Origin of the sequence: Homoserinimonas sedimenticola (assembly GCF_026094475.1) — a bacterium.
Taxonomy (GTDB): Bacteria; Actinomycetota; Actinomycetes; order Actinomycetales; family Microbacteriaceae; genus Homoserinimonas; species Homoserinimonas sedimenticola.
Genome location: NZ_JAPELL010000001.1, coordinates 1,108,454 through 1,131,681 on the forward strand (window position 1 = coordinate 1,108,454; position 23,228 = coordinate 1,131,681).

Annotated in this window: 22 protein-coding genes and 2 tRNA genes; 4 read left to right on the top strand and 20 right to left on the bottom strand. The window is 68.1% G+C overall.

What is annotated here, in order from left to right:
• Window positions 1-52: 52 nt before the first annotated feature.
• The 13 genes from OH146_RS05135 to OH146_RS05195 all read right to left on the bottom strand — a co-directional run bounded on the left by OH146_RS05135 (window position 53) and on the right by OH146_RS05195 (window position 10,745).
• Window positions 53-352 (bottom strand): hypothetical protein, encoded by a 300-nt coding sequence (locus tag OH146_RS05135; RefSeq protein ID WP_265158044.1) that lies wholly within the window; start codon window positions 350-352, stop codon window positions 53-55.
• 97 nt (window positions 353-449) lie between these two features.
• A complete protein-coding gene (locus tag OH146_RS05140; protein ID WP_265158046.1) occupies window positions 450-614 on the bottom strand; it encodes a hypothetical protein in 165 nt (54 codons plus the stop codon).
• Window positions 615-748: 134 nt separating this feature from the next.
• Window positions 749-824, bottom strand: a tRNA-Thr gene (locus OH146_RS05145).
• 79 nt (window positions 825-903) lie between these two features.
• Window positions 904-1,533, bottom strand: a complete 630-nt coding sequence (locus OH146_RS05150) for a TetR/AcrR family transcriptional regulator (protein ID WP_265158048.1) — start codon at window positions 1,531-1,533, stop codon at window positions 904-906.
• A 63-nt stretch (window positions 1,534-1,596) separates the two neighbouring features.
• Window positions 1,597-3,123 carry an alpha/beta hydrolase gene (locus OH146_RS05155; protein ID WP_265158049.1) on the bottom strand — a complete coding sequence of 509 codons (1,527 nt, stop codon included), beginning with the start codon at window positions 3,121-3,123 and terminating at the stop codon, window positions 1,597-1,599.
• On the bottom strand, window positions 3,120-4,280 hold the full coding sequence (locus OH146_RS05160; RefSeq protein ID WP_265158051.1) for a DNA polymerase III subunit delta': 1,161 nt from the start codon (window positions 4,278-4,280) through the stop codon (window positions 3,120-3,122). Before OH146_RS05160 ends, OH146_RS05155 begins: the two co-directional genes overlap by 4 nt.
• Window positions 4,281-4,319: 39 nt before the next feature.
• Entirely contained in the window at window positions 4,320-4,937 is a 618-nt protein-coding gene (tmk, locus tag OH146_RS05165; protein WP_265160662.1) for a dTMP kinase, read from the bottom strand.
• A 2-nt stretch (window positions 4,938-4,939) separates the two neighbouring features.
• Window positions 4,940-7,702 (bottom strand): type I DNA topoisomerase, encoded by a 2,763-nt coding sequence (gene topA / locus OH146_RS05170; protein WP_265158054.1) that lies wholly within the window; start codon window positions 7,700-7,702, stop codon window positions 4,940-4,942.
• A gap of 117 nt (window positions 7,703-7,819) precedes the next feature.
• A complete protein-coding gene (locus tag OH146_RS05175) occupies window positions 7,820-8,158 on the bottom strand; it encodes an Rv3654c family TadE-like protein (RefSeq protein WP_265158056.1) in 339 nt (112 codons plus the stop codon).
• Window positions 8,155-8,511, bottom strand: coding sequence for a TadE family type IV pilus minor pilin (locus OH146_RS05180; RefSeq protein WP_265158059.1), 357 nt, complete (start codon window positions 8,509-8,511; stop codon window positions 8,155-8,157). The genes OH146_RS05175 and OH146_RS05180 overlap by 4 nt, the downstream gene beginning before the upstream one ends.
• Window positions 8,508-8,747: a DUF4244 domain-containing protein gene (locus OH146_RS05185; protein WP_265158062.1), complete on the bottom strand. Its 240-nt coding sequence runs from the start codon at window positions 8,745-8,747 to the stop codon at window positions 8,508-8,510. Before OH146_RS05185 ends, OH146_RS05180 begins: the two co-directional genes overlap by 4 nt.
• A gap of 148 nt (window positions 8,748-8,895) precedes the next feature.
• Window positions 8,896-9,816, bottom strand: a complete 921-nt coding sequence (locus OH146_RS05190; protein WP_265158065.1) for a type II secretion system F family protein — start codon at window positions 9,814-9,816, stop codon at window positions 8,896-8,898.
• Window positions 9,813-10,745, bottom strand: coding sequence for a TadA family conjugal transfer-associated ATPase (locus OH146_RS05195; protein WP_265158068.1), 933 nt, complete (start codon window positions 10,743-10,745; stop codon window positions 9,813-9,815). The genes OH146_RS05190 and OH146_RS05195 overlap by 4 nt, the downstream gene beginning before the upstream one ends.
• Window positions 10,746-11,272: 527 nt before the next feature.
• Between OH146_RS05195 and acs the strand changes: the two genes are divergently transcribed.
• Window positions 11,273-13,255 (top strand): acetate--CoA ligase, encoded by a 1,983-nt coding sequence (acs, locus tag OH146_RS05200; RefSeq protein ID WP_265158071.1) that lies wholly within the window; start codon window positions 11,273-11,275, stop codon window positions 13,253-13,255.
• A gap of 87 nt (window positions 13,256-13,342) precedes the next feature.
• On the opposite strand, the gene OH146_RS05205 is transcribed toward acs, so the two are convergent.
• The gene (locus tag OH146_RS05205; RefSeq protein ID WP_265160664.1) at window positions 13,343-13,783 is read right to left on the bottom strand and encodes a RidA family protein; all 441 of its coding nucleotides are present in this window, start codon (window positions 13,781-13,783) and stop codon (window positions 13,343-13,345) included.
• Between the two features lie 32 nt (window positions 13,784-13,815).
• On the bottom strand, window positions 13,816-13,971 hold the full coding sequence (gene sp36 / locus OH146_RS05210) for a Sp36 family protein (protein ID WP_265158074.1): 156 nt from the start codon (window positions 13,969-13,971) through the stop codon (window positions 13,816-13,818).
• A gap of 51 nt (window positions 13,972-14,022) precedes the next feature.
• On the opposite strand from sp36, the gene OH146_RS05215 reads away from it, so the two are divergent.
• The 3 genes from OH146_RS05215 to OH146_RS05225 all read left to right on the top strand — a co-directional run bounded on the left by OH146_RS05215 (window position 14,023) and on the right by OH146_RS05225 (window position 17,629).
• Window positions 14,023-16,551: a transglycosylase domain-containing protein gene (locus OH146_RS05215; RefSeq protein ID WP_265158078.1), complete on the top strand. Its 2,529-nt coding sequence runs from the start codon at window positions 14,023-14,025 to the stop codon at window positions 16,549-16,551.
• The gene (locus tag OH146_RS05220; RefSeq protein WP_265158081.1) at window positions 16,548-17,519 is read left to right on the top strand and encodes a metallophosphoesterase; all 972 of its coding nucleotides are present in this window, start codon (window positions 16,548-16,550) and stop codon (window positions 17,517-17,519) included. The genes OH146_RS05215 and OH146_RS05220 overlap by 4 nt, the downstream gene beginning before the upstream one ends.
• A 36-nt stretch (window positions 17,520-17,555) precedes the next feature.
• Window positions 17,556-17,629: transfer RNA gene (locus OH146_RS05225), tRNA-Pro, on the top strand.
• A gap of 66 nt (window positions 17,630-17,695) precedes the next feature.
• On the opposite strand, the gene OH146_RS05230 is transcribed toward OH146_RS05225, so the two are convergent.
• The 5 genes from OH146_RS05230 to OH146_RS05250 form a co-directional block, all read right to left on the bottom strand.
• A complete protein-coding gene (locus OH146_RS05230) occupies window positions 17,696-18,415 on the bottom strand; it encodes a thymidine kinase (RefSeq protein WP_265158084.1) in 720 nt (239 codons plus the stop codon).
• Complete coding sequence (locus OH146_RS05235) at window positions 18,415-19,122, bottom strand: response regulator transcription factor (protein WP_265158088.1); 708 nt, start codon at window positions 19,120-19,122, stop codon at window positions 18,415-18,417. Before OH146_RS05235 ends, OH146_RS05230 begins: the two co-directional genes overlap by 1 nt.
• Window positions 19,109-20,284, bottom strand: coding sequence for a hypothetical protein (locus OH146_RS05240; RefSeq protein ID WP_265158091.1), 1,176 nt, complete (start codon window positions 20,282-20,284; stop codon window positions 19,109-19,111). The genes OH146_RS05235 and OH146_RS05240 overlap by 14 nt, the downstream gene beginning before the upstream one ends.
• Window positions 20,281-21,567: a sensor histidine kinase gene (locus OH146_RS05245; RefSeq protein ID WP_265158093.1), complete on the bottom strand. Its 1,287-nt coding sequence runs from the start codon at window positions 21,565-21,567 to the stop codon at window positions 20,281-20,283. The genes OH146_RS05240 and OH146_RS05245 overlap by 4 nt, the downstream gene beginning before the upstream one ends.
• A gap of 200 nt (window positions 21,568-21,767) precedes the next feature.
• Window positions 21,768-23,195: a malate:quinone oxidoreductase gene (locus tag OH146_RS05250; RefSeq protein WP_372508486.1), complete on the bottom strand. Its 1,428-nt coding sequence runs from the start codon at window positions 23,193-23,195 to the stop codon at window positions 21,768-21,770.
• Window positions 23,196-23,228 lie beyond the last annotated feature (33 nt).

Here is a 23,228-nt window from a genome sequence, read left to right on the forward strand (position 1 = left end):
CCAGTAACGCTAGCGATATACCGAGGCTCTGCGCTGGCCCTCGAAGAGGGGGCTACGCGAGCGAGAAGAGCTGCCCCACCAGCAGCGGCACGCCATAGGCGGCGACGGTCATGACGGCGGCGAAAGCGCCGACCATGAAGGCCGCGAGAGAGAGCCCCGCACCGCGCAGCGCGGGCTCGGCCCGAAGCCGACGTCGCGAGACGAGGGCCGCGGCGAGCGCGAGCGCGCCAAGGAATCCGCTGAGGAGTGGAAGGAAGCTGAGAACGAAGAGTGACCCTGCAGCGAGGAGAGCAGCGATGATCGCGGTTCCGTCTGTCGCGTGCGTCCGGGTCTGCAACGGCGACGTGTGCATGATCTCCACGCTAGCGACTACTGCGCGGGAGAGTCCAATTTCTCCCGCGCGTGCCCGAGGTTCTCATCACACCGTCGCCGCGCTTGGCGGTTGAGGTTCAGCCCTCATCCTCTTCGGGCTCAAAAGTCGACTCTTCGCCCGTGTAGCCTGCGGCGACACCTTCGGGGTTGTTCGGTATCGTGCCGTCCTTGCCCTCGCCGCCCGGCTTCGTGGTGCCGTCCTCGTCGTTCTCGGGGACGTCGGGGTTTCTCGAATCAGACATCTCGCGTGGCTCCTTCGTCGTGTGGCGGCCAGCGTATAACCACCGCATTGCACGACGGCAGGGATTCGAAGCCTTCTGCCAGCCGTGGAGAACAATGCCGACGCCGGTATTGGACGAAGGTCAGGAGGGGAAAGTGGAGCCGCCTGTCAGAATCGAACTGACGACCTTCTCATTACGAGTGAGATGCTCTACCGACTGAGCTAAGGCGGCGGGCGACGAGCTGGCTCGTGCGCACAGCATGCAAGCTTACCCGATTCCGAAGGGTGCTGCGTACACGAGCGGCGCCCGGCTAGGAGCGCGCAAAAAGCGAGCGGGCCTCCGCGAAGGAGTCGCGAATGCAGCCTCCGATCGGCACAGCGCCCTCCCGGTCGACCCACGACATCCAGGCGCTACGCAGCACGGCGAAGGCTGTGAAGGCGATCAGCCGTGCGCGCATGGGAGCGGTCGCGGCATCCGCCCCCACCACCCTCGAATCGTTGACGAGGCGCTCCTCGACGATCTCGAGCAGCTGCGACTCCATGGAACGGGTCGTCAACAGTCGACGGGCCGCCAACTCCGGATGCGCGGCGATCATGCGGCGGCGCAGCAGGTAGACCTCGGTCTCGCCGACGTCTTCGTCAGGCAGGGCCGCCAGCATCTCAGTGAGCCCGTCGACGATGTCGGCGTCGGGGCCGGCAGAGACGAAACGCTCGCGCTCCTCGCCGAGAGGCAGCGGCGGCATCGACCCGAGGAGTGCATCCTCCTTTGTGGGGAAGTAGTTGAAGAACGTGCGGGGCGAGACCTCGGCGCGGCGACTGATCTCCTCGACCGTCACACCCAGCCCCTCCTCGAGCACCAGTTCAACAGCGGCGCGCTGGATGGCGAGGCGCGTCGCGCGACGCTTTCGCTCACGCAGCCCCGGCTCGGCGTGGATCGTCATGCCGCCCATTCTTGCATTGATGCAAAAGTGCAGCAAACCAGCATCACGCGCAGCTTAGGGAGATCAGCAGAGCGGATCGGTCTCCGGCACCACATCCTCGATGAAGAAGTCGTCGACCGCGTCGTTCACACACTGGTTCGACTTGTTGTAGGCCGTGTGCCCCTCACCCTCGTAGGTCACGAGCTGCCCGTTCGCCAGCTGCTCGGCCAGAGCGACAGCCCAGTGGTAGGGGGTCGCCGGGTCGTTGGTCGTGCCGATGACGAGGATGGGCGCCGACCCCTCCGCCACGATGGGCTGCCGGTCCCGCGTCGGCGCGAAGGGCCAGTCGTCGCACGACGTGCCGCCGTAAGACATGAGCGGGCCGAAGACGGGGGCCAAGCGAGCGAGCTCCGCCGCCTCCTCCTCGAGGGTCTCCCGCGTGCTCGTCGAGGCATAGTCCAGGCAGTTGATGGCGATGAACGCCTCCGTCGAGTTGTCGGCGAACGTCCCATCCTCATTCCGGCTGTAGTAGGCGTCAGCGAGCGCGAAGGCGATCTCGGCACCCCCACTCTTCACGTCCGCGATCAGCTGCGACAGGTAGCCCCACGTGTCGGCCGAGTAGAGCGGGAAGATGACGGCCGTGAACATGGCGCTGCTGCCCAGCATCCGCCCGTCCTCCGCGCGGAGAGGGCTCTGCTCGAGCCGGTCGAATAGCGCCGCGAGCTCTGCCATGCCCCCCTCGACCGTGTCTGCCGAGAAGGGGCACTCGGGCCCCGTGAGGCAGTCGGCGAGGTACGCGCGCATGGCGCTCTCGAACCCCTGCGCCTGCGAGGCCGTCACCTCGAAGTCGGTCGTCGCCGGGTCGATCGCGCCGTCGAGCACCAGGTGCCCTGTCTTCTCGGGATACAGCCCGGCATAGGTGGCGCCGAGCAGGGTGCCGTAGGAGTAGCCGAGGAAGTTGAGCCGCTCGTCGCCCAGGGCGGCGCGAAGCACGTCCATGTCCCGCGCCGCACTCACCGTGTCGACGTGGCCGAGGAGCTCACCCGTGTGCTCGAGGCACGCCGCCCCGAACTCCGCATTGCTCTCCTCGATCGCGTCGATCCACTCCTCCGACCCTGCCTCGTAGGGCACGATCTCGTAGATGAACTGCGTGAGCTCATCGGGATCGTCGTAGCAGTCGACCGCCGACGACGCCCCAACACCGCGCGGGTCGAAGCCGACGATGTCGTAGTGCTGACGCAGGCGATCGGATGTCGCATAGTCGACGCCCTGGCGCACCTGGTCCACGCCCGACGCGCCGGGGCCGCCCGGATTGACGAGCAGCGACCCCATCGACTCCCCCGCAGCGGGCAGGCGGATGAGGGCGATCTCGATGGACTCGGCCCCCGGGTTCTCCCAGTCGAGGGGGACCTCGGCGGTCGCGCACTGGAAGCCGCCGTCGCATCCGGACCATTCGAGCACCTGGTCGTAGTACTCCTGGAGCTCCGGCGCGACCTTCTCCCCCGTCGGCGTCGACTCCGTCTCGGGAACCCCTGAGGCGAGGAAGCACCCGGAGAGCGCGAGTGACGACGCCGCGACGATTGAGACGGCAGCGAGGCGGATACGGTTCACGCGGGTTCTCCCTTGGTCACGGCGACGAGCATGGCCTCCAGGGCGAGCGCCGGCGCCACGTTGCCCTCGATGCGGCGCCGCGCGGTCGCGATGGCGTCGAGCACAGCGAGGGTGTGTTCAGGCCTGCTCGAGGCGGCGGCACGGCGCAGCTCCTCGTCGAGGCTCAGGTTGACGAGGTCGACCGATGCGCCCAGCTGCACGAGCAGCACGTCGCGGTAGAGCGACTGCAGGTCGACCATGATGCGGTCGATGCCATCGCGCAGCGACCGCGTGGCACGGCGCTTCTGGTCCTCCTCGAGCGCCTTGAGCTGCGAGCGCAGCGCCGGCGGGATCGTGCCACCCGCATCGACGCCGAGCGAGCGCAGCGCCTGCTCCCGCTCCTCAGCGTCGCGCTGCTCGGTGATCGCCTTCGCATCCTCGCCCGCGAGCTCGAGCAACGTCGCGGCGGCCAGCACGGCGTCCGTCACGGTGCGGATGCCGAGGGCCGTCCGCAGAGTCTGCTCACGACGGCGGCGCGCATCATCGTTGGTCGCGAGCCGGTGCGCCATGCCGATGTGGCTCTGCGACTCCCGCGCCGCGCGCAGGGCCAACTCGGGGCCGACGCCGTCCCGCCGCTCGATGAGCCGCGCGACCTCCGCGACGGCCGGCACGCGCAGCCGCACCGAACGCACTCGCGAGCGGATCGTGGGGATCAGGTCGGCCTCACTCGGCGCGCAGAGGATCCACACTGTGCGCGGCGGGGGCTCCTCGAGCGCCTTGAGCAGCAGGTTGGAGGTGCGCTCCGTCATGCGGTCGGCATCCTCGATCACCATGACGCGGTAGCGGGCGACGGAGGGCGAGAACTGCGAGCTCGAGACGAGCGATCTCACCTCATCGATCGTGATGATGACGCGCTCTGTCGTGAGCACCGCGAGGTCGGGGTGCGAGCGGGCCTCGACCTGCCGCCGGGTCGCGTCGTCGCCATCGGGGTCGGTGCTCAGGAGAGCCGTCGCGAACGCGAAGGCCAGGTTGGAGCGACCGCTGCCGGGCGGACCCGTGATGAGCCACGAGTGTGTCATCGCGTTGTCGGCGGGGTCGAGCGCGGCGGCGGATGCTGCGGCCGCACGGAACACCTCGATGGCCTCCGTCTGCCCGGTCAGCTCGTCCCACACGCTCACGGGCTCAAGCCTACGGTGCACCACCGACGCTCGGATGCGTCAGAGCAACGCCTCGACACGCGCGCGGATGTCGGCCGCGAGCTCGTCGACGGGCCGCGGCGCGTCGAGCACGAGGAACCGCTCGGGTTCGGCTCGCGCGAGCTCAAGGTAGGCGGACCGCACTCTCGCATGGAAGTCCGCCTTCTCCGCCTCAAGCCGGTCGAAGCGGGTGCGCACCCCGTCAAGCCGCTCCCGCCCTGTCGTCTCGTCGAGGTCGAGGAGGATCGTGAGGTGGGGCAGGAACCCCTCGGTCGCCCACAGCGAGATGTCGCGCACCTCTCCCCCATCAAGCACGCGTCCGGCGCCCTGATAGGCGACCGAGCTGTCGAGGTAGCGATCCTGGATGACGATGTCCCCGGAGTCGACGGCGGGACGAACCTTCGTCGCGATGTTGTGCGCACGGTCGGCCGCGTAGATGAGCGCCTCCGCGCGGGGTGCGATGTGCCCGCGCCGGTGAAGCACGATCTCCCGCAGCTCGAGCCCGAGGTCGGTGCCGCCGGGCTCGCGCCCCCGCACAACCGTGCGCCCCTGCTCTTCGAGCCAGGTCGCGAGAAGCTCCGCCTGCGTCGTCTTGCCGGAGCCGTCGCCGCCCTCGAAGGTGATGAAGAGGCCGGCCACGGTCACTCGGCAGACTTCTTGGGCGCCGCCTTCTTGGTCGCCGGCTTCTTGGCGGTCGCCGTCTTTTTGGCCGGAGCCTTCTTGGCTGGCGCCTTCTTCGCGGCGGGCTTCTTGGCGGGGCCCTTCGCGCGCTTGTCGGCGAGCAGCTGCACGGCGCGGTCGAAGTCGATCTCCTCGACGCTCTCGCCGCGCGGGATGGTCGCGTTGGTGACGCCGTCGGTCACGTAGGGGCCGAAGCGGCCGTCCTTGACCTTGATGGGCTTGCCGCTCTCGGGATCCGCCTCGAACTCCTTGAGCGCGCTTGATGCCCGGCGGGCACCGTACTTGGGCTGCGCGAAAAGTTCGAGCGCCCCCGCGAGGTCGATCTCGAAGATCTGGTCCTCGCTCGGCAGGGTGCGCGTGTCGGTGCCCTTCTTCAGGTAGGGACCGTAGCGGCCATTCTGTGCCGTGATCTCGTCCCCAGACTCGGGGTCGGCCCCGACGACGCGCGGTAGGTCGAGCAGGCGAAGCGCCGTGTCGAGGTCGATTGTCGCGAGATCCATCGACTTGAAGAGCGAGGCCGTGCGCGGCTTGGGCGCCGCCTTCTTGGCGGGCTTCTTGGCTGGCTTCGCGGCATCCGTCACCTCGCCCGTCGCGGAGTCGACGACGAGCTCCTCCTCGGGCTCGGGGTCGAGCTCCGTGACATACGGGCCGAAGCGGCCGTCCTTGGCCACGATGTTCTTGCCGTTTTCGGGATTGACCCCGATCACCCGGTCGCCGACGACGGGCGCGTCGATGAGCTCCTGCGCCTTGGCGGGCGTGAGCTCGTCGGGCGCGAGATCCTGCGGCAGGTTCACGCGACGCGGCGTCTCGGGGGTGTCACCGGGCACCTCAAGATAGGGGCCGTACTTGCCGATGCGCAGAGTGACGCCCTCGGCGATCTGGATCGAGTTGATCTCGCGTGCGTCGATCTCGCCCAGGTTGTCGATGACGGTGCGCAGGCCGCGGTGGCCCTCGTGCCCGAAGTAGAAGCCCTCGAGCCATTCGACGCGGTTCTGCTCGCCGCCCGCGATGCGGTCGAGGTCGCTCTCCATCTCGGCGGTGAAGTCGTATTCGACGAGGTCGCCGAAGTACTGCTCGAGCAGGCGCACGACCGAGAACGCGACCCAGCTGGGGACGAGCGCCTGGCCGCGCTGCGTCACGTAGCCGCGGTCCACGATGGTCGAGATGATGGCGGCGTAGGTGGAGGGGCGACCGATGCCGAGCTCTTCGAGGGTCTTGACGAGGCTCGCCTCGGTGTAGCGCGGCGGCGGGCTCGTCTCGTGCCCCTTAGCCTCCGTCTCGACGACCGTAAGCTTCTGCCCCTCGCTCAGCGGCGGAAGCTTGGCCTCCTTCGCGTCCGTCGACTCACCCCGCTCCTCGTCACGGCCCTCCTCGTAAGCCTGCAGGAAGCCGCGGAACGTGATGACGGTGCCCGAAGCGCTGAACTCGGCGACCGTGCCATCCTCGACCGTCGCGGTGATCGAGACGGATGCCGTGACCCCCTTCGCATCGGCCATCTGTGACGCGACCGTGCGCTTCCAGATCAGGTCGTAGAGCTTGAGCTCGTTGCCCCGCAGGGTGCCCTCGAGCTCGCCGGGCGTGCGGAAGGTGTCACCGGAGGGGCGAATCGCCTCGTGCGCCTCCTGCGCGTTCTTGCTCTTGCTCGCGTAGGTGCGCGGCTTCTCGGGCACCGTGTCGGCGCCGTAGAGCGACTTCGCCTGCGCGCGTGCCGCCGCAACGGCCTGCTGCGACAGGTTGAGCGAGTCCGTACGCATGTACGTGATGTAGCCGTTCTCGTACAGGCTCTGCGCGACGCTCATCGTCTGCCTGGCCGAGAAGCGCAGCTTGCGCGCCGCCTCCTGCTGCAGCGTCGAGGTGCTGAAGGGCGCCGCCGGGCGGCGCGTGTAGGGCTTGGACTCGACCGAGCTGACGACGACGGATGCCGCGGGACTCCGCAGCGCGTCGGCGAGTGTCTGCGCCGACGCCTCGTCGAGGGTGCGGACTCCCGTCTTGGCGGTGCCCCGATCGTCGAAGTCGCGACCGGTTGCGATTCGCTCCCCGTCGAGGCGTACAAGGCGCGATTCGAAGTTCTGGCCGTCTCCCTCGGGGGCGAGCAGCGCCGTGAGGTCCCAATAGCTGGCCGCGATGAAGGCGAGACGCTCGCGCTCGCGGTCGACGACGAGCCGGGTCGCCGCCGACTGTACGCGACCCGCGGAAAGGCCCGGCCCGACCTTGCGCCAGAGCACGGGCGAGATCTCGTAGCCGTAGAGGCGGTCGAGGATGCGCCGGGTCTCCTGGGCGTCAACTAGCGCCGTGTCGAGGTCGCGGGGGTTCTCCTGCGCCCGCTGGATCGCATCCTTCGTGATCTCGTGGAAGACCATGCGCCGCACGGGAACCTTCGGCTTGAGCACCTCGAGCAGGTGCCACGCGATGGCCTCTCCCTCGCGGTCTTCATCAGTTGCGAGGTAGAGCTCGTCGGCTTCCTTGAGGGCACGCTTGAGGTCGGCGACCGTCTTCTTCTTCTGGTCGGAGACGACGTAGTAGGGCTGGAAGCCGTTCTCGACGTCAATCGAGAACTTGCCAAGGGGGCCCTTCTTGAGGTCGGCCGGCAGGTTGCGGGGCTCGACAAGGTCACGGATGTGTCCGACTGAGGCCTGCACCTCATATCCATCGCCGAGGTACTGGGCGATGGTCTTCGCCTTCGCCGGTGACTCGACGATGACAAGTTTCTTGGTTCCGGGCACCGGACTCCTCGTGAGATCTCGCAACAACCGGGCAGCAGGGGCTGCGCATCGGTCTCCGCCCCGCGCTCATGGGGCCGACAACCGACACCATACACAGACTTTCCTTGGGGGTCGTCATCATGGGGTCGTCCCGGGCGGCCCCGCCGTCGCCGTCGCGGTCGCACGGAGGGGGCCGGATGCTCGGCTCACCGCGACCGTCACCACGAGTCCCTCGACCCGGCACGCGTCCAGGCTCGCCCCGTTTGCCTCGGCCGTGCGGGCCGCATTTGCGCAGGGGCTGCCCGGCACGATGCCCACGGCCGTGTCTGCTGCGGCGAGCGCCGCGGCATCCGCTGCCGTCGCAGCCCGGGAACTGTCGAGACGCGCCGCGACGAGGGGTGCGCACAGCAGCGCGACACCCATCACGACCGCCAGGATGCCGACGACCAGGACCGAGCCGGAGCCGCGCTCGTTCACAGCGCACCCTCTAGGGCGCACGCCGTCGCGCTCGGCGCGACCGGCAGCACGGGCAGCGCGGCGGGCGCGGTGGCGCTGACGCACACGAGACCGTCGCGGCGGCGGACCGACACGGAGGACCCGGGCGCGATAGCGGAGGCCCGCGCGGCCGCCGCCGCGACGTTCTCCCCGCGGGCGAGGGAGCGTGCAGCGGCGGCCGCAGCATCTTGCGCTGCCATTGCCTGCATACCGACGCGCACGCCGCCCAGGCAGGCGGCGAGCACGAGGATGACGGCGGGCAGCGCCACCACGAGTTCTGCCGCGACGCTGCCATGCTCATCACGCAGGCGTCGGCGGATGCGCTGCCGCGTCATCCGCCGGAGGTCAGCGCGCTCTGCACGAGGTCGGTGAGGATGGCGCGCACCTCCTCGCTGCGCATGATCACCACGAGCAGCCCGGCAAAGCCTACGGCGGCCATGATGACGATCGCGTACTCGGCCGTGGCGGCGCCGCGCTCGCGGGCTCGCCACCAGCGCCGACGGGGGTGCAGCGTAACGGGCGGGGCCTCGCTTTCGGGCACGCTCGGGTTGATGGATCGGACCTCGTTCATGTCGTTCCTCTCTCCTACTGATGGGGTGGGTGGGGTGAGCGCCCCCACAGATCCACGCTCGGGCATGACGTGCTCCCGCGGGCCGCACCGTCCGCGATCGGTGCACTCCCCGCTGCGAGGACGCCCTGGGGACGAGTGATTGGGAAGGTCATGCCGCGAGGGTTCCGTCGATGACGGCGACCATGAGGGGCACCACGCCGAGCACCATGAACGCCGGAAGCACGCACAGGCCGAGCGGCAACATGAGCCGCACCGCGAGCGTCGCAGCACGCCGTGCTCCCTCGCTGCGCGCCGCCCGCCGCTCCTGCTGAGCCTCTGCCCGCAGCAGTGCCGCCGCAGGCACCCCGGCCCGCTGGGAGAGATCGAGCACCTCACGCCCGTCCTCCCGCCCCGCACCCCCGATCCCGCTGCGCTCGAGAGCATTCTCGACGGCGACGAGGCAGCGGTCGAAGGCGGAACCGCCGCCGACGGCGACCGCGAGGAGGTCGAGGCGCAGACCCGGGGTGTCATCGGTGGCTCGGGCCGAGGCAAGGAGACGGCGGTTCCAGCGCCGCGCTGCGACGAGGAGCCCGACCCCGACGGTGAGGCATGCCCAGCCGATGGGGCCCCCGAGGAGCACGCCGATCGTGTCGAAGCCGAGGGCTGCCCCGAAGACGAGCCCGACGGCCGGAAGCACCATGACGAGGCGCGAGGTCGCGGTGGGGCCGGCGAGCGCCGCTGCGGTCTCGCGGTGGACCTGGTCGAGGTCGCGGAGCGCTTCGGCGAGAGCCGTGAGCGCCCCTGCGACGGGCGCACCCACCTGCGTCGCCACGAGCCAGGCCGCGGCAACTCCGCTCCATGCCCGCGCCTCCGCGGCAGGGAGGCTCTCGGCCGCCTGCAGGAGGGCATCGGGGACCCCCTGCCCTCCCGCGACCGAAGCGGCCACCTTCTGCACGGTCTCGAGGGCCCCCGGCGACTCCGCAAGATAGGTCCACGCGGATGTCGGGGCCGTGCCGGCCTCGACCATGACGGCGAGCCGGTGGACGACCGAAGCGACCGCGGCGACGTCAGCCTCGCCCGCCGCGCTCATGCTTCGACGATGGCGAGCCGCCCCGCAGGGTCGAGCTCGAAGCGGCCCATGCGCGCGAGCATCCGTCGCCCGTCGCGCCGCACAAGGTGCAGCACCGCGCCGATCGCGCTGACCGACTGGCGGGCGACCGCGTCGGGGCTCATGCCCGCAAGCGCGCCGAGCGCCTCAAGTCGGGCGGGGACGTCCGCGAGCGAGTTGGCGTGAATCGTGCCCGCGCCGCCATCGTGCCCCGTATTGAGGGCACTGAGGAGTTCGCGGATCTCGGCGCCGCGGCATTCGCCGAGCACCAAACGATCGGGGCGCATCCGCAGCGCTTCGCGCACGAGCCTCGTAAGCCCGACCTCCCCCGCCCCCTCGATGTTCGCCTGCCGCGCCTCGAGGGAGACGAAGTGCGGATGCTCGACCCTCAACTCCCCGACGTCCTCGATCGCGATGATGCGGTCTCTGGGCGGCGCCGCGCCGAGCATCGCCCCGAGGAGGGTGGTCTTGCCGCTGCCGCCCGCGCCGCTGATGAGGATGTTCTCGCGCTCTTCCACGAGCGTGCGCACGCTCGCGAGGGGGATCTCGGAAAACACCCCTGCCGCAGCCAGGTCGTCAAGGCCGAGTCGCTCCCGCCGCGGAATGCGGATCGACAGGAGCGCCCCCGAGGGAGAGATCGGCGAGAGGACGGCATGGACGCGAATCCCGTCGTCGAGCCGCACATCGACGCAGGGGTTCGCCTCGTCGACATGCCGACCGCCCCGCGCCACAAGCGCGGTCGCGAGGGCGCGCAAGCCTTCGGTATCGAGCCGGAGAGGGTCGCCCCGCACGAGCCCTGCGCCGCGGTCGATCCACACGTCGCCGGGCCCATTGACGAAGACGTCGGTCACGGTGTCGTCGCATATATAGGGAGCGAGCGGGCCGAAGGCGGCCGCGTTGCGCGGGGGCACCTCCTGCCCCCTCGAATGGGGGACAGATCTTGTACCCCATTCGACAGCGGGGTCACCGTCGCGATTCGGCACGTAGCGGAACGCGCTCGGCGCGTCTCGTGAGGGATGGTACTGCTGTGTCTGCTGTGACAAAAGAGACGGATGCTGCGGCATGCCGCCGACGCTACGCAGGAGCCCGCACAGTCGAGGCGCTTGCCCAGAGAACCGTGCACTTCGCCGAAACCTCGGGCCTGTGAGGGAGTTTCCCCGGAGAGTCACGCCATCGCGCCGTCCTTCGCTGCAACGGCGGTTAAAAGAGAGGGGCGGCGCCTGTTGGGGGGAACTGGCGCCGCCACAGCGGTGCGTGATTGGGGGGAATCACGAAGAATGCACCGCTAAGCCGAATTGACATCCGGTGAATTCAGTGTACCCCAAAGGCGGGGGAACGCAACAGGAAATTTTCCGGGGATATAGTCTCCAATTGGCGCGTCTGACAACATACCCCCCGGCCTGCCCAGCCTCAGCGCAAAGGAGCGACGAGAACGACCATGAGCGAGCACATCGACAGCCTCCAGCACGAGACGCGGCGCTTCGCCCCCAGCGCCGAATTCGCCGCGGCATCCCTCGCCAGCCCGGCCCTTTACGACGCAGGTCGCGACGATCCCGAGGCCTTCTGGGCCGAGCAGTCGCGCAACCTCCTCACCTGGGAGAAGAACTTCTCGAACGTGCTCGACTGGAGCGACGCCCCCTTCGCGAAGTGGTTCGACGACGGCCGCCTCAATGTCGCCTACAACTGCCTCGACCGGCACATCGAGGCGGGCCACGGCGACCGCGTCGCATTCCACTGGGAGGGCGAGCCCGGCGACACCCGCACCCTCACCTACTCGGAGCTCACGCAGGAGGTGAAGCGGGCCGCCAACATGCTCACCGAGCTCGGCATCCGCTCGGGCGACCGCGTCGCCATCTACCTGCCGATGATCCCCGAGGCGGTCGTGTCGATGCTCGCCGTCGCGCGCATCGGGGCCGTGCACTCCGTCATCTTCGGGGGCTTCAGCGCCGACAGCATCCGCGCCCGGGTCGACGATGCGAATGCCAAGCTCGTCATCACGGCGGACGGCGGCTACCGCAAGGGCCGCGTCTCCGCCCTCAAGCCGACCGTCGACGACGCCCTCGCGAAGGAGGGTGAGCACTCCGTCGAACACGTGCTCGTCGTGCGCCGCGGCGAGAACGAGATCGATTGGAAGGACGGCCGCGACCTCTGGTGGCACGAGAAGATGGCGGAGGCGTCGAGCGAGCACGAAGCCGAGAGCTTTGAGGCCGAGCATCCGCTCTTCATCCTCTACACGTCGGGCACGACGGGAAAGCCCAAGGGCATCCTGCACACGAGCGGTGGCTACCTGACACAGGCCGCCTTCACCCACAAGTACGTCTTCGACCTCAAGCCCGAGACCGACGTCTACTGGTGCACCGCCGACGTCGGGTGGATCACCGGACACAGCTACGTCGTCTACGGCCCACTCGCCAACGGCGCAACCCAGGTGCTCTACGAGGGCACGCCAGACACGCCGCATCCGGGCCGCTGGTGGGAGCTCGTGGAGAAGTACGGCGTCAGCATCTTCTACACCGCGCCGACCGCCATCCGCTCCTTCATGAAGGTCGGACGGCAGGTGCCCGACAAGTACGACCTGTCGAGCATCCGCCTGCTCGGCTCCGTGGGTGAACCCATCAACCCTGAGGCGTGGGTCTGGTACCGCGAGGTCATCGGCGGCGGCACCGCCCCCATCGTCGACACCTGGTGGCAGACGGAGACCGGGGCGATCATGGTCTCCGCCCTGCCCGGCATCACCGAGACCAAGCCCGGCTCGGCGCAAGTCCCCATCCCCGGCATCAGCGTCGACGTGCTGAGCGATTCGGGCGAGCACGTGGGCAAGGGCAACGGCGGCCTCCTCGTCGTGACCAAGCCCTGGCCGTCAATGCTGCGGGGCATCTGGGGCGACCCCGAGCGTTTCGTCGACACCTACTGGGACAAATTCCACCGCCCGGATGCCGACAACCCGCGCCTCTACTTTGCGGGCGACGGTGCGCGCCTCGACGAGGACGGCGACATCTGGCTCCTCGGCCGCGTCGACGACGTCATGAATGTCTCCGGGCACCGCCTCTCGACGGCGGAGATCGAGTCGGCGCTCGTGTCGCATCCGATCGTCGCCGAATCCGCCGTCGTGGGGGCCTCCGACGAGACGACGGGGCAGGCAGTGGTCGCCTTCGTCATCCTGCGCTCCGACCAAGAGGATGCCCAGACACCCGAGGAGGCAGCATCCATTCTGCGCGCCCACGTCGGCGAGCAGATCGGCGCCATCGCGAAGCCCCGGCAGGTCTTCGTCGTCAGCGAGCTGCCGAAGACCCGCTCGGGCAAGATCATGCGGCGCCTGCTGCGGGACGTCGCGGAGGGACGCGAGGTCGGCGACACGACGACTCTCGCCGACACCTCCGTCATGCAGATCATCTCGGACCGGTTGACGGGCAAGAGGTAGCGGTGGTGGACGCGGTTTCGATACGGCGTTGCGCGCCTGCTCAACTCGCCGGCTAGTACGGCGCTGCGCGCCTACCCAGCCCGCGGGCTAGGCGAACTCGAGGATGAGCTCGACCTCAACAGGAGAGTCGAGCGGCAGCACCGCGACACCGACAGCGCTGCGGGCATGCTGGCCGATCTCACCGAAGACCTCGCCGAGCAGCTCGGAGGCTCCGTTGATGACGCCCGGCTGGCCCGTGAAGGCCGGGTCGGAGGAGACGAAGCCGACGACCTTGACGACGCGCGTCACCCGATCGAGGGAACCGATGACGGATGCCGCAGCCGCAAGTGCGTTGAGGGCGCACTGTCGCGCGTACCCCTTGGCGTCCTCCGCCGTGACGGACGCCCCCACCTTGCCCGTCGCGGGAAGCGCGCCATCGACAAAGGGGAGCTGGCCCGAGGTGAAGACGTGATTGCCGGAAACGACAGCCGGGACGTAGGCGGCGACGGGGGCCGCGACGGTGGGGAGTTCGAGGCCGAGCTCGGCCATCCGCTCTTCGATGCTCACGCAGGTGCTCCTATTCAGTTCTCGACGGGACGTTTGAAGTAGGCGACGAGACCGCCCTCGGGGCCCGTGACGACCTGCACGAGCTCCCACCCCTCGGAGCCCCAGTTGTTGAGGATTGCCGCCGTGTTGTGGATCATGAGGGGGGTGGTGAGGTATTCCCACGCTTGCATGTCGCCATCCATTCAGCTTCGCCAGAGTTTCGATCCTCTACTCTAGGGCGTATGTCTGCCCAAAATTCGAAGCCCACGGGCGTGCTCGGCGCCTTCGCTGGGCTCGTCGGCTTGAGCGCCCTCGCTGGCGTGCTCGTCACGGCCCTCGTCACCCCCGCTCTCGCGGTCACCGGGATGACGGCCAAGGCGTCCATCGATATCTTCAACAGTCTCCCTGAATACCTCGAGATCAACCAGCTCGCGACCAAGAACACGATCTACGGACTCGACGTAGACGGAGTCACCCCGGTCCCGATCGCGCAGATCTACAAGCAGAACCGCGAAGAGGTCGAATGGGACCAGGTCTCGCAGTTCATCAAGGATGCCGTCGTCGCCGGTGAGGACCGGCGCTTCTATGAGCATGGCGGCGTCGACGTGGCATCCGTCGTGCGTGCCGCCGTCGGCAACCTGGCGAGTAGCGACATCGAGAGTGGCGCGTCGACCCTGACGATGCAGCTCGTCAAGAACATCCGCATCCAGTCGGCCCTCGAGGAGGAGAGCGAGTCGCTCCGCAAGGCGAAGCTGGCGGAGGCGCAGGAGCAGACGATCGAGCGGAAGCTCCAGGAGGCGAAGCTCGCGATCGGCCTCGAGAAGAAATACACCAAGGACGAGATCATGCTCGCCTACCTGAACATCGCGGGGTTCGGCGGCACAACCTATGGAGTCCAGTCCGCGGCGAAGCAGTTCTTCTCGGTGCCTGCCTCGGATGTCACGCTCGCGCAGGCGGCCAGCCTCATCGCGATCGTGCAGACCCCCACCTCACACAGCCTGCGCAGTGAAGACAACTTCGAGGCAAACAAGACCCGTCGCGACTTCATCCTCGGCAACATGCTTGAGCTCGGCTCCATCACGCAGGAGCAGTACGACGAGGCGATCGCGACCCCCATCGAGGTCACCTACAGTGAACCGCAGAACGGCTGCATGTACGCGACGACAGCGTGGTTCTTCTGCGATTACGTGACGAAGCTCGTGCCAGAGCTGGAGATGCTCGGCACGACCGCGGAGGAGCGCCAGCGCAACTGGGAGCGCGGCGGCTACTCCGTCTACACGAGCCTGCAGATTAACCAGCAGGACCACGCGCAGGCAACCATCTGGGCCCAGGCCCCCGCGGAGGAGCAGCAGCTCGAACTCGGCGCCGTGGTCAACGTCGTGGAGCCGGGCACGGGACGCATCCGTGTCATGGCACAGAACAAGTACTTCAACAACACGGAGGACGGCGGCGGCTGGCCCGCTACCGCCGTCAACTTCAGCACGGATAGGCCGTACGGCGGCTCGAGCGGCTTCCAGACGGGGTCGACCTACAAGATCTTCACGCTCGCGACCTGGCTCAATGCCGGACACGGGCTCAACGAGGTCGTCAACGGCGCCCGGCGCACCTTCGAGCAGGCCTCGTTCCCCAACTCCTGTGAAGAGAAGTACGTAGGCCCGTGGAACCCGCCGAACTACGGCGGCGGCAGCGGCTCCACCAACACGACGGTGCTGCAGTCGACCATCAGCTCCTACAACATTTCCTACATCGCGATGGCGCAGAAGCTCGACCTCTGCACGATCCGCGACACGGCGGCGGCCTTCGGCGTGCACCGCGCGGACGACCTGGAGCTGCAGTACTCCCCCGCGACCGTGCTCGGCACCAACGAGATCGCGCCCCTCACGATGGCTGCGGCGATCGCCGCGGTGGGGGCGAACGGCCTCTACTGCAAGCCGACCGCGATCGACAACATCGTGGATGCCGACGGCAACGAGCTCGGCGGGCAGACCCGTGAGTGCTCGCAGGCCGTGAGCCCCGAGGTCTCCGCCGCCATGGCGTATGCCCTCAAGCGCGTCGTCCAGGGCGGCACCGGTTCCGGCTCGAACCCGGGCGACGGCATCGAGCTCGCCGGCAAGACGGGTACGACGGACGGCTCCGAGGACACCTGGATGGTCGGCTCGACCTCGACCAACGGCATGGCCGTGTGGGTGGGCAACATCAACGGCGACGTCAACCTCACCCGGGTGACCCTCCCCGGCGGCAACGGCGGTACGGCCAGGCACCGCATCTTCCGCCCGATCATTGCGGCCCTCAACGCCCAGTACGGCGGTGCGCCGTATGCTGCGCCGCCCTCCGAGCTTCTCAGCGGACAGGGCGCGATCGTGCCCAACGTCATCGGCCAGTCGCAGGAGCAGGCGAAGGTCCTGATCGAGAGCCTCGGGTTCAACTACGTCTACGGCGGCGAGGTCAGTTCCGAGATCGAGCGCGGCCGGATCGCCGCAGTCGAGCCCGGCCCCGGTGCCACCGTGCCAAAGGGCACGACCATCACGGTCTACGGCAGCCTGCAGAACTCGGTGCCGATGCCTGACGTGATCGGCATGACCTTCTCGGCGGCCAAGCGCGCCATCGGCAGCTCCTTCACGGTCGTCGAGTCCTGCCAGGCGCTGCCTGAGGACACCGATCCTGACAGCGACGCGATCGGCAAGGTGACAGCATCGGATCCTGCTGAGAACACGCAGATCCTGCCTGGCGCCACCATCACGCTCGCCGTCTCACGACTCGACTGCTCGTGACGCGCAGCAGCGTTCCCGGTCGCGCCGCCGGCGTCGCACTCGCGACGGCGGCGGCCGCCGGGGCGGCGGCATTCGCGTGGGGCTCCCTTGTTGAGCGCCGCGCCTACCGTCTGCGGCACGAGACCCTCGCCGTGCTCGACGCGGGCGCAGCCCCCATCCGGATCCTTCACCTCAGCGACCTCCACATGGCGCCGTGGCAGCACGGCAAGCAGGAGTGGGTGCGCGGCTTGGCTGCCCTGGAACCTGACCTCGTCATCAACACGGGCGACAATTTGGGGCACCGCGACGGGCTCACGGGCATCCGTCACGCTCTCGAGCCTTTCGCGGGGGTGCCCGGCGTGTTCGTGCACGGCTCCAACGACTACTTCGGGCCGACGACCAAGAACCCGCTCGGCTACCTGCTCGGCCCCTCAGAGCGGCCCTCCGAGGCGGAGCGCCTCGACACGGCGGGCCTCGAGGAGTTCTTCGCGTCACTCGGTTGGGTGGACCTCAACAACGCCGCCCACTGGATGACCCTCCGCAACTCCCCCCTCGAATTCATCGGCACGGCCGACGCCCATCGTGGCTGGGATCGCTTGGACTCCCTGCCCGGGGCGATCGACGAGCTTCGCGAGCAGGTGGAGCCCGACGATGGACCGGCCGACCGCGAGTCCGTCATGATCGGCGTGACGCACGCGCCATACCGCCGCGTGCTCGACTCCTTCGTGACGCACGGCACAGAGGTCATCTTCGCGGGGCACACCCACGGCGGGCAGGTGTGTGTGCCGGGCGTCGGCGCGCTCGTCACGAACTGCGACCTCCCGCGCGAGCAGGCCAGCGGAGTGAGCCTGTGGAACCACGCGCTCGGCACCGCCTACCTCGAGGTCTCGGCCGGTCTCGGCACATCGATCTACGCCCCAGTACGCTTCGCCTGCCCGCCCGAGGCGGTGCTCGTGACTTTGGTTGGTGCGGATATCGGCTATCCTTGACAGGTCGGTCTTCAGCGGATGCTGGAGCTGACGGATCGGGGTATGGCGCAGCTTGGTAGCGCGCTTCGTTCGGGACGAAGAGGTCGCAGGTTCAAATCCTGTTACCCCGACAGTGTGACAACGAAAGGCCGCCCAGCGCTTGTGAGCGCGGGGCGGCCTTTCGTCGCGAAGGGGCTCTACATGAAGTCGGGGTCAGGGGCGCGGTCATAGACGAAGTCAATGACCGGCTCACGCCCACTGCTCAACGTTCCACCGCTCTCCTCCAGGTAGCAGGCGCCGCAGAGGGACTCGTAGCTGACGCTGAAGGACCCCGAGGCACCCAGTCCGCTGCCCGGGCGAGAGGCCGCAGCATCCGCCGACTCGTCGATTGCCACCTGGTCGCCCGCAAAGGTGAAAGTGTCGCCCACCCTGCGAGCGTTGAAGACCGCCTTGCGGCCGCAGCGGCAGATCGTCTTGAGCTCCTCAAGCGAGTGCGCGACCTCGAGCAGCCGCCTGCTGCCGGGAAACGCCACCGTCTGGAAGTCGGTGCGAATGCCGTAGGCGAGCACGGGAACATTCTCGAGGATCGCGATGCGCAGCAGGTCGTCGACCTGGCGCTCCGTGAGGAACTGGGCCTCGTCGACGAGTAGGCAGCTCACGGGGAGCCCCGTCCGCTCCTGAACGGATGCCCGCTCCCCCTCGAAGAGCGAATAGATGTCGTCGCGCGGCTCGATGACAAAGTCCACCGCGCGAGTGACACCCAGGCGGGAGACGATCTGGTCGTCACCCTTCGTGTCGATGCGCGGCTTCGCAAGGAGCACCTCCTGGCCGCGCTCCTCATAGTTGTAGGCGGCCTGAAGCAGAGCGGTGCTCTTGCCGCTGTTCATGGCACCGTAGCGGAAGTAGAGCTTTGCCATTACTGCAGGAACCCGTCCTCCGCCGCGCGGCGGATGAGCTCCGCCTTCTTGCTTGCGGGACGGTTGACCTTGGCGTACTTCTCCCGCACGCGCCGCAGGTAGGTCTTGGCGGTCTCGTACTGCACATTCATCTGCCGGGCCACCTCCGTCGTGCTGTGACCGGAGACATAGAGCTTGAGAGCGTCGATCTCGCCCTGGCTCAGCTTGGGACGCGCCTGGTTGATCGCCCCCGTGGGCAGCGGGCGCCAGCTCTGTTGCGGCACGGCACCGCGATCAAGGCCCATGACCCGACGTGCGACATCCATGACCTCGTTCATGGGCAGGGACTTCGAGAGGAACGCGGCCGCCCCCGCGCTCAGGGCGCGATCGCGTGCATCACGCGTATCGAGACTCGTGAGCACGATCACCTTCGCGCCCGCGGCGCGGCAGGTGCGTACACGGGCCTCGATCGAGACGGGCTCCTTGAGTTGGAAGTCGAGGAACACGAGGTCGGTGGGAAAGTTCTCACTGTGGACGAGCTCGAGCCACGTGTGCGCGCTCAGCACAAGCTCGAAGTCGGTCGCGTTGGACGAGATCCAGGTCGACAGGCTGTCGAGTAGCACCTCATGGTCATCGAGCAGAGCAAGGCGGATGCGTCGCGTCGCCGTCTCGGGTCGAGGGGCATCTGCGCCCTCCGCGCCCGGCCCCCGTTGGCTATCGCTGGTCATAGGAGAATCTTACTGTCAGCACCGACTGCAGGTGCTCGGCGCGCAGCCGCCGGAAGACGACGCGCATGACGGCGAGGTAGGGACCGAAGCGCGACTTGACGAGCGAGTCGACCATGTCGATCTCCACGGCAACGAAACCCTGGCATCTCTCCCCCGCTCGCACGATGACGATCTCGAGCCCCTGCGGCCGGTTGTCCGCCTGGTCGAAGATCGCGACAAGCAGCGCGCGCAGCGCCGTCCGCTGGTCATAGGTCATGAGGTTCGCGACATGATCGTCGTCGAAGACGACCCGTGAGCTGTCAGGAATCTCGCCGTAGCGCCGCACGCGGGCCCGCAGATGGTCCACCAGGTTCTCGAGCCAGGTGCGGTCGACCTCCGCGACCATGACGGAGCGGATGGCGTCGGCGATCGACCGCGCCCGCGCCCGCACCTCGGGTGTGAGCTCCTGACCGGCGAGCGCATCCGTGAAGAACGGCACAACCTCCCTGTTGAGGATCGTCACGCGATCCTGCTGCACGGAGCGGGCGATGCCCGACTCCTGCTCCTCAGACATTCGGTCGACCGCCTCGTTGGCGCGGCTGCGCCAACGCTCGACCGCCTCGATCATGCTGCCCGTGAACGCCGCCGCGCTGAAATTGAGCGCGAGAAGAGGCAGCAGGTGGATGCCGACGACCGCGGGAACCGGGACACCAGCCACGGGATTCGACTGCGCCTGGAGCATCGAGATAAAGCCCATGAAGACCGCGGCGAGAGAACCGTAAGCGATGATCTCCCGGACAGGGCGGTAGGCCGACATCCCGACGGAGAAGAGGCCGAGGCAGACGGGGCCGACCCACCCGATCACGAACGACACGGGGGTGTCCCACGTTGCGGCAGCCAGAAGTGCCGTCGCCACGATCGACAGCGCGATGACCCACCCGTGCAGACCACGGTGGAAGGGCCCGCGGTACGGGTCGGTCGCCGAGGTCACGAGCACGCTCGCCATGCCGAGGCCGAGGAGCGCAAGAAGGGCGAGCCCTGAGTTCGCGATGATGTCGATGCTCGCGACGACCATGGTCGCGGCGAAGATGAAGGCGACGAGCGCGGCGCCGATCGTGATGCTGCGGGTCGAGAAGGCGCCGACCGGGTCGAGCTCCTGCCGGGTGCGCTCGGGCGGCCTCACGAAGCCGTCCCCTCATCACTCGGCCGCTCAGACTCCTCGATCGTCGGCAGCGGACCCGAGACGAGCGGCTGCTGCGCTGTGGTGGCGGCAGCCGTGCTCGACGCCCCCACGGGAAGTTGGATGAGGATGGACGTGCCGCTGCCGGGCGTCGACCACACCTGCACCATCCCGCCGACGGACTGGATGCGGCTCTGAACGGATGCCCGCAACCCCAGCCGGTCGGAGCCGACGGAGGAATCCGAAAAACCTCGGCCCGCGTCGATGATCATCACGGAGACCTCGTCCTCGCTCGCGTAGACCGCGACCTCCGCCTTCATGACCCCCGAATGCTTGATGACATTGACGAGGCACTGCTTCGCCGCGAGACCCAGAGCGACCGCCTGCTCCGCGCTCAAGCGCATGACGGAGCCGAAGTCACCGGTGCCCGTGACCTCCAGTCCCTGCGCGCGAACCTCGGTGATGGCATCGCGCAGCGGGGAGGCTCGGTCGTCTGCGCCGACATCGGCCGTGACATCCGCCCCCGAGTGCAGCCACTCCTGACCGATGAGCACCTGCAGGTCGCGTTCGATCAGTTCGGCCTGCTGGGGAGACAGACGCTGCTCCGACGAACTCGCGATCGCGGCGAGATGACTGAGGATCGTGTCATGCATGAGCGCGGCGGCGCGCAACTCCATGCGTGCACGGAGATCGTCGAGCAGCTCCTCACGCGCGGCGCGCTGCAGACGCGGGTGGGTGCGCACGGCGTTGCGGGTGGAGAGGAAGGCGAGCAAGCACACCCCGATCGCCTCCACGACGAGGGCGAAGGTGAGCAGGTCGAATGCGGCGGGGAGCCCCACCTGTGACAGGGCGAGAAAGACGGATGTCTCTGCGACGACGTATCCTCCGAGAGTCCACGTGACCGCGCGGACGAGACCCGCCCCCGCGCCCGCGACAAGCACCAGCACAATCTTGGGCGGGGCGAGCCACAGAGTCGACGTGGCGACCAGTTCTGGGAGCGCCGCCGCGAAGGTCAGCGTGTAGATAAAGGCCGCCAAGGCACCCACTGCGAGGTAGACGAGACCCGCGACGATGCGGCGCGAATGCTGCACCCACACGACCATCGGCACCATCGCGAGCAGTGCGAAAAGGGCCGGCCAGATCGTGCGATCGGGGTATGCGGCCGCGAAACCGAGTGAGATGACAGTACCGCTGATGATCGCGGCGTAGGCCATGCCGTGAGCTGCGCGCGAGAGGGCAGTGCTCAACGCCCGAGAGGTGAGGTGTGCGGGCAGGCCGACGGACACGGAACCACCCTCCCCTATATGACGTGGTTCGAGTATGTCAGGTATGGACCGTGCCGTTGTACCCCAATAACCGGGGTAGAACCAGCGTATTCGCTGAAACCCAGCAGCCCATGTGCCCCGGTTAGCTGCCAGACCGCTGAATGCCGCGACATCCGCTTAGCTGCGCTCAGCTGCGCCGCCTAGATTCGCTGCTCGTGCGCTCAGACGAGCGACAACTCCTCGGCGGTCGACGACATCACGCTGTCTGCCAACTCCGCGTCTTCTGCCAGACGACGGCCCAGGCTCGGCACCATGGTCGTGAGCGCAGGCTTCCACCCCTCGAAGCGCTCCGGGAAGCAGCGCTCGAGCAGCGTGATCATGATGGGTACGGCAGTGGAGGCGCCCGGCGAGGCGCCCAGGAGCCCCGCGATCGATCCGTCCTCGGCCGCGACCACCTCCGTGCCGAACTGGAGAACGCCGCCCTTCTTGGGGTCTTTCTTGATGACCTGGACCCGCTGCCCCGCCGTGATGAGCTCCCAATCCTCATCCTTTGCCTCCGGCATGAACTGCCGGAGGGACTCGAGCTTCTTGGCACGGCTCGCCAAGAGCTCCGAGACGAGGTACTTCACGAGGTCGAAGTTGTCCTTCGCCACCGCGAGCATGGGGATGATGTTGCTCGGCCGGAGCGAGAACGGCAGATCGAACCACGAACCGGTCTTGAGGAACTTGGGCGAGAAACCGGCGTAGGGGCCGAACATGAGGCTGCCCTGGCCGTCGACAACGCGCGTGTCCAGGTGGGGAACCGACATGGGCGGGGCACCGACAGAGGCCTTGCCGTAAACCTTGGCGGAGTGCCGCGCCACGAGCGCCGGATTGTTGGTGCGCAGGAACTGGCCACTGATCGGGAAGCCGCCGTAGCCCTTCGCCTCCTTGATCCCGGACTTCTGCAGCAGGTTCAGGGCGCCGCCGCCCGCTCCCACAAAGACGAAACGGGCATGAGTCACCGAGGGGGTACCGCCGACCGTGTGGCGTGAGCTGATGCGCCACAGTCCGTCGCGCTGCCGGCGAAGACCCGTGACCTTGCGCTCGAGAGTGAGCTTGGCGCCGTTGTCGGTCAGGTAGGAGAGGAGATGACGGGTGAGGGCACCGAAGTCGACGTCGGTGCCGCCCACAACTCGAGTGGCAGCGATCGGCTGCGACTTCGCACGCCCCGGCAGCAGCAGGGGCGCCCAGGATCGGATGACCGCGGGGTCGTCGCTGAACTCCATGTCCTTGAAGAGCGGGTTGCCCTTGAGCGCCTCGAAACGGCGACGCAGGTAATCAACATTCGCCTCACCCCAGACGAAGCTGATGTGGGGAACGGGGTTGATGAACGACGCGGGGTCGGGAAGCAGCCCCTCTCGCACCATGAACGACCAGAACTGCCGCGAGACCTGGAACTGCTCGTTGACCGTGACGGCCGTCTGGATCTCAAAGGTGCCGTCCGCCTGCTCCTTGCCATAGTTGAGCTCGCACAGCGCCGCGTGCCCCGTGCCCGCGTTGTTCCACGGGTTGGAGCTCTCGAGCGCCGTCTCAGAGAGGGTCTCGAAGATCTGAATGCTCCAGTCGGGCTGCAGCTGCTTGATGAGGGCACCGAGCGTCGCACTCATGATGCCCCCGCCGATCAGCGCGACGTCGAGGGG

What these genes read in the sequence shown, in the direction of transcription:
- OH146_RS05135 (WP_265158044.1), bottom strand. Translation starts at nt 352, where the DNA reads ATGCACACGTCGCCGTTGCAGACCCGGACGCACGCGACAGACGGAACC.
- OH146_RS05140 (WP_265158046.1), bottom strand. Translation starts at nt 614, where the DNA reads ATGTCTGATTCGAGAAACCCCGACGTCCCCGAGAACGACGAGGACGGC.
- OH146_RS05150 (WP_265158048.1), bottom strand. Translation starts at nt 1,533, where the DNA reads ATGACGATCCACGCCGAGCCGGGGCTGCGTGAGCGAAAGCGTCGCGCG.
- OH146_RS05180 (WP_265158059.1), bottom strand. Translation starts at nt 8,511, where the DNA reads ATGACGCGGCAGCGCATCCGCCGACGCCTGCGTGATGAGCATGGCAGC.
- OH146_RS05185 (WP_265158062.1), bottom strand. Translation starts at nt 8,747, where the DNA reads ATGAACGAGGTCCGATCCATCAACCCGAGCGTGCCCGAAAGCGAGGCC.
- OH146_RS05190 (WP_265158065.1), bottom strand. Translation starts at nt 9,816, where the DNA reads ATGAGCGCGGCGGGCGAGGCTGACGTCGCCGCGGTCGCTTCGGTCGTC.
- acs (WP_265158071.1), top strand. Translation starts at nt 11,273, where the DNA reads ATGAGCGAGCACATCGACAGCCTCCAGCACGAGACGCGGCGCTTCGCC.
- OH146_RS05205 (WP_265160664.1), bottom strand. Translation starts at nt 13,783, where the DNA reads ATGGCCGAGCTCGGCCTCGAACTCCCCACCGTCGCGGCCCCCGTCGCC.
- sp36 (WP_265158074.1), bottom strand. Translation starts at nt 13,971, where the DNA reads ATGCAAGCGTGGGAATACCTCACCACCCCCCTCATGATCCACAACACG.
- OH146_RS05215 (WP_265158078.1), top strand. Translation starts at nt 14,023, where the DNA reads ATGTCTGCCCAAAATTCGAAGCCCACGGGCGTGCTCGGCGCCTTCGCT.
- OH146_RS05230 (WP_265158084.1), bottom strand. Translation starts at nt 18,415, where the DNA reads ATGGCAAAGCTCTACTTCCGCTACGGTGCCATGAACAGCGGCAAGAGC.
- OH146_RS05235 (WP_265158088.1), bottom strand. Translation starts at nt 19,122, where the DNA reads ATGACCAGCGATAGCCAACGGGGGCCGGGCGCGGAGGGCGCAGATGCC.
- OH146_RS05250 (WP_372508486.1), bottom strand. Translation starts at nt 23,195, where the DNA reads ATGAGTGCGACGCTCGGTGCCCTCATCAAGCAGCTGCAGCCCGACTGG.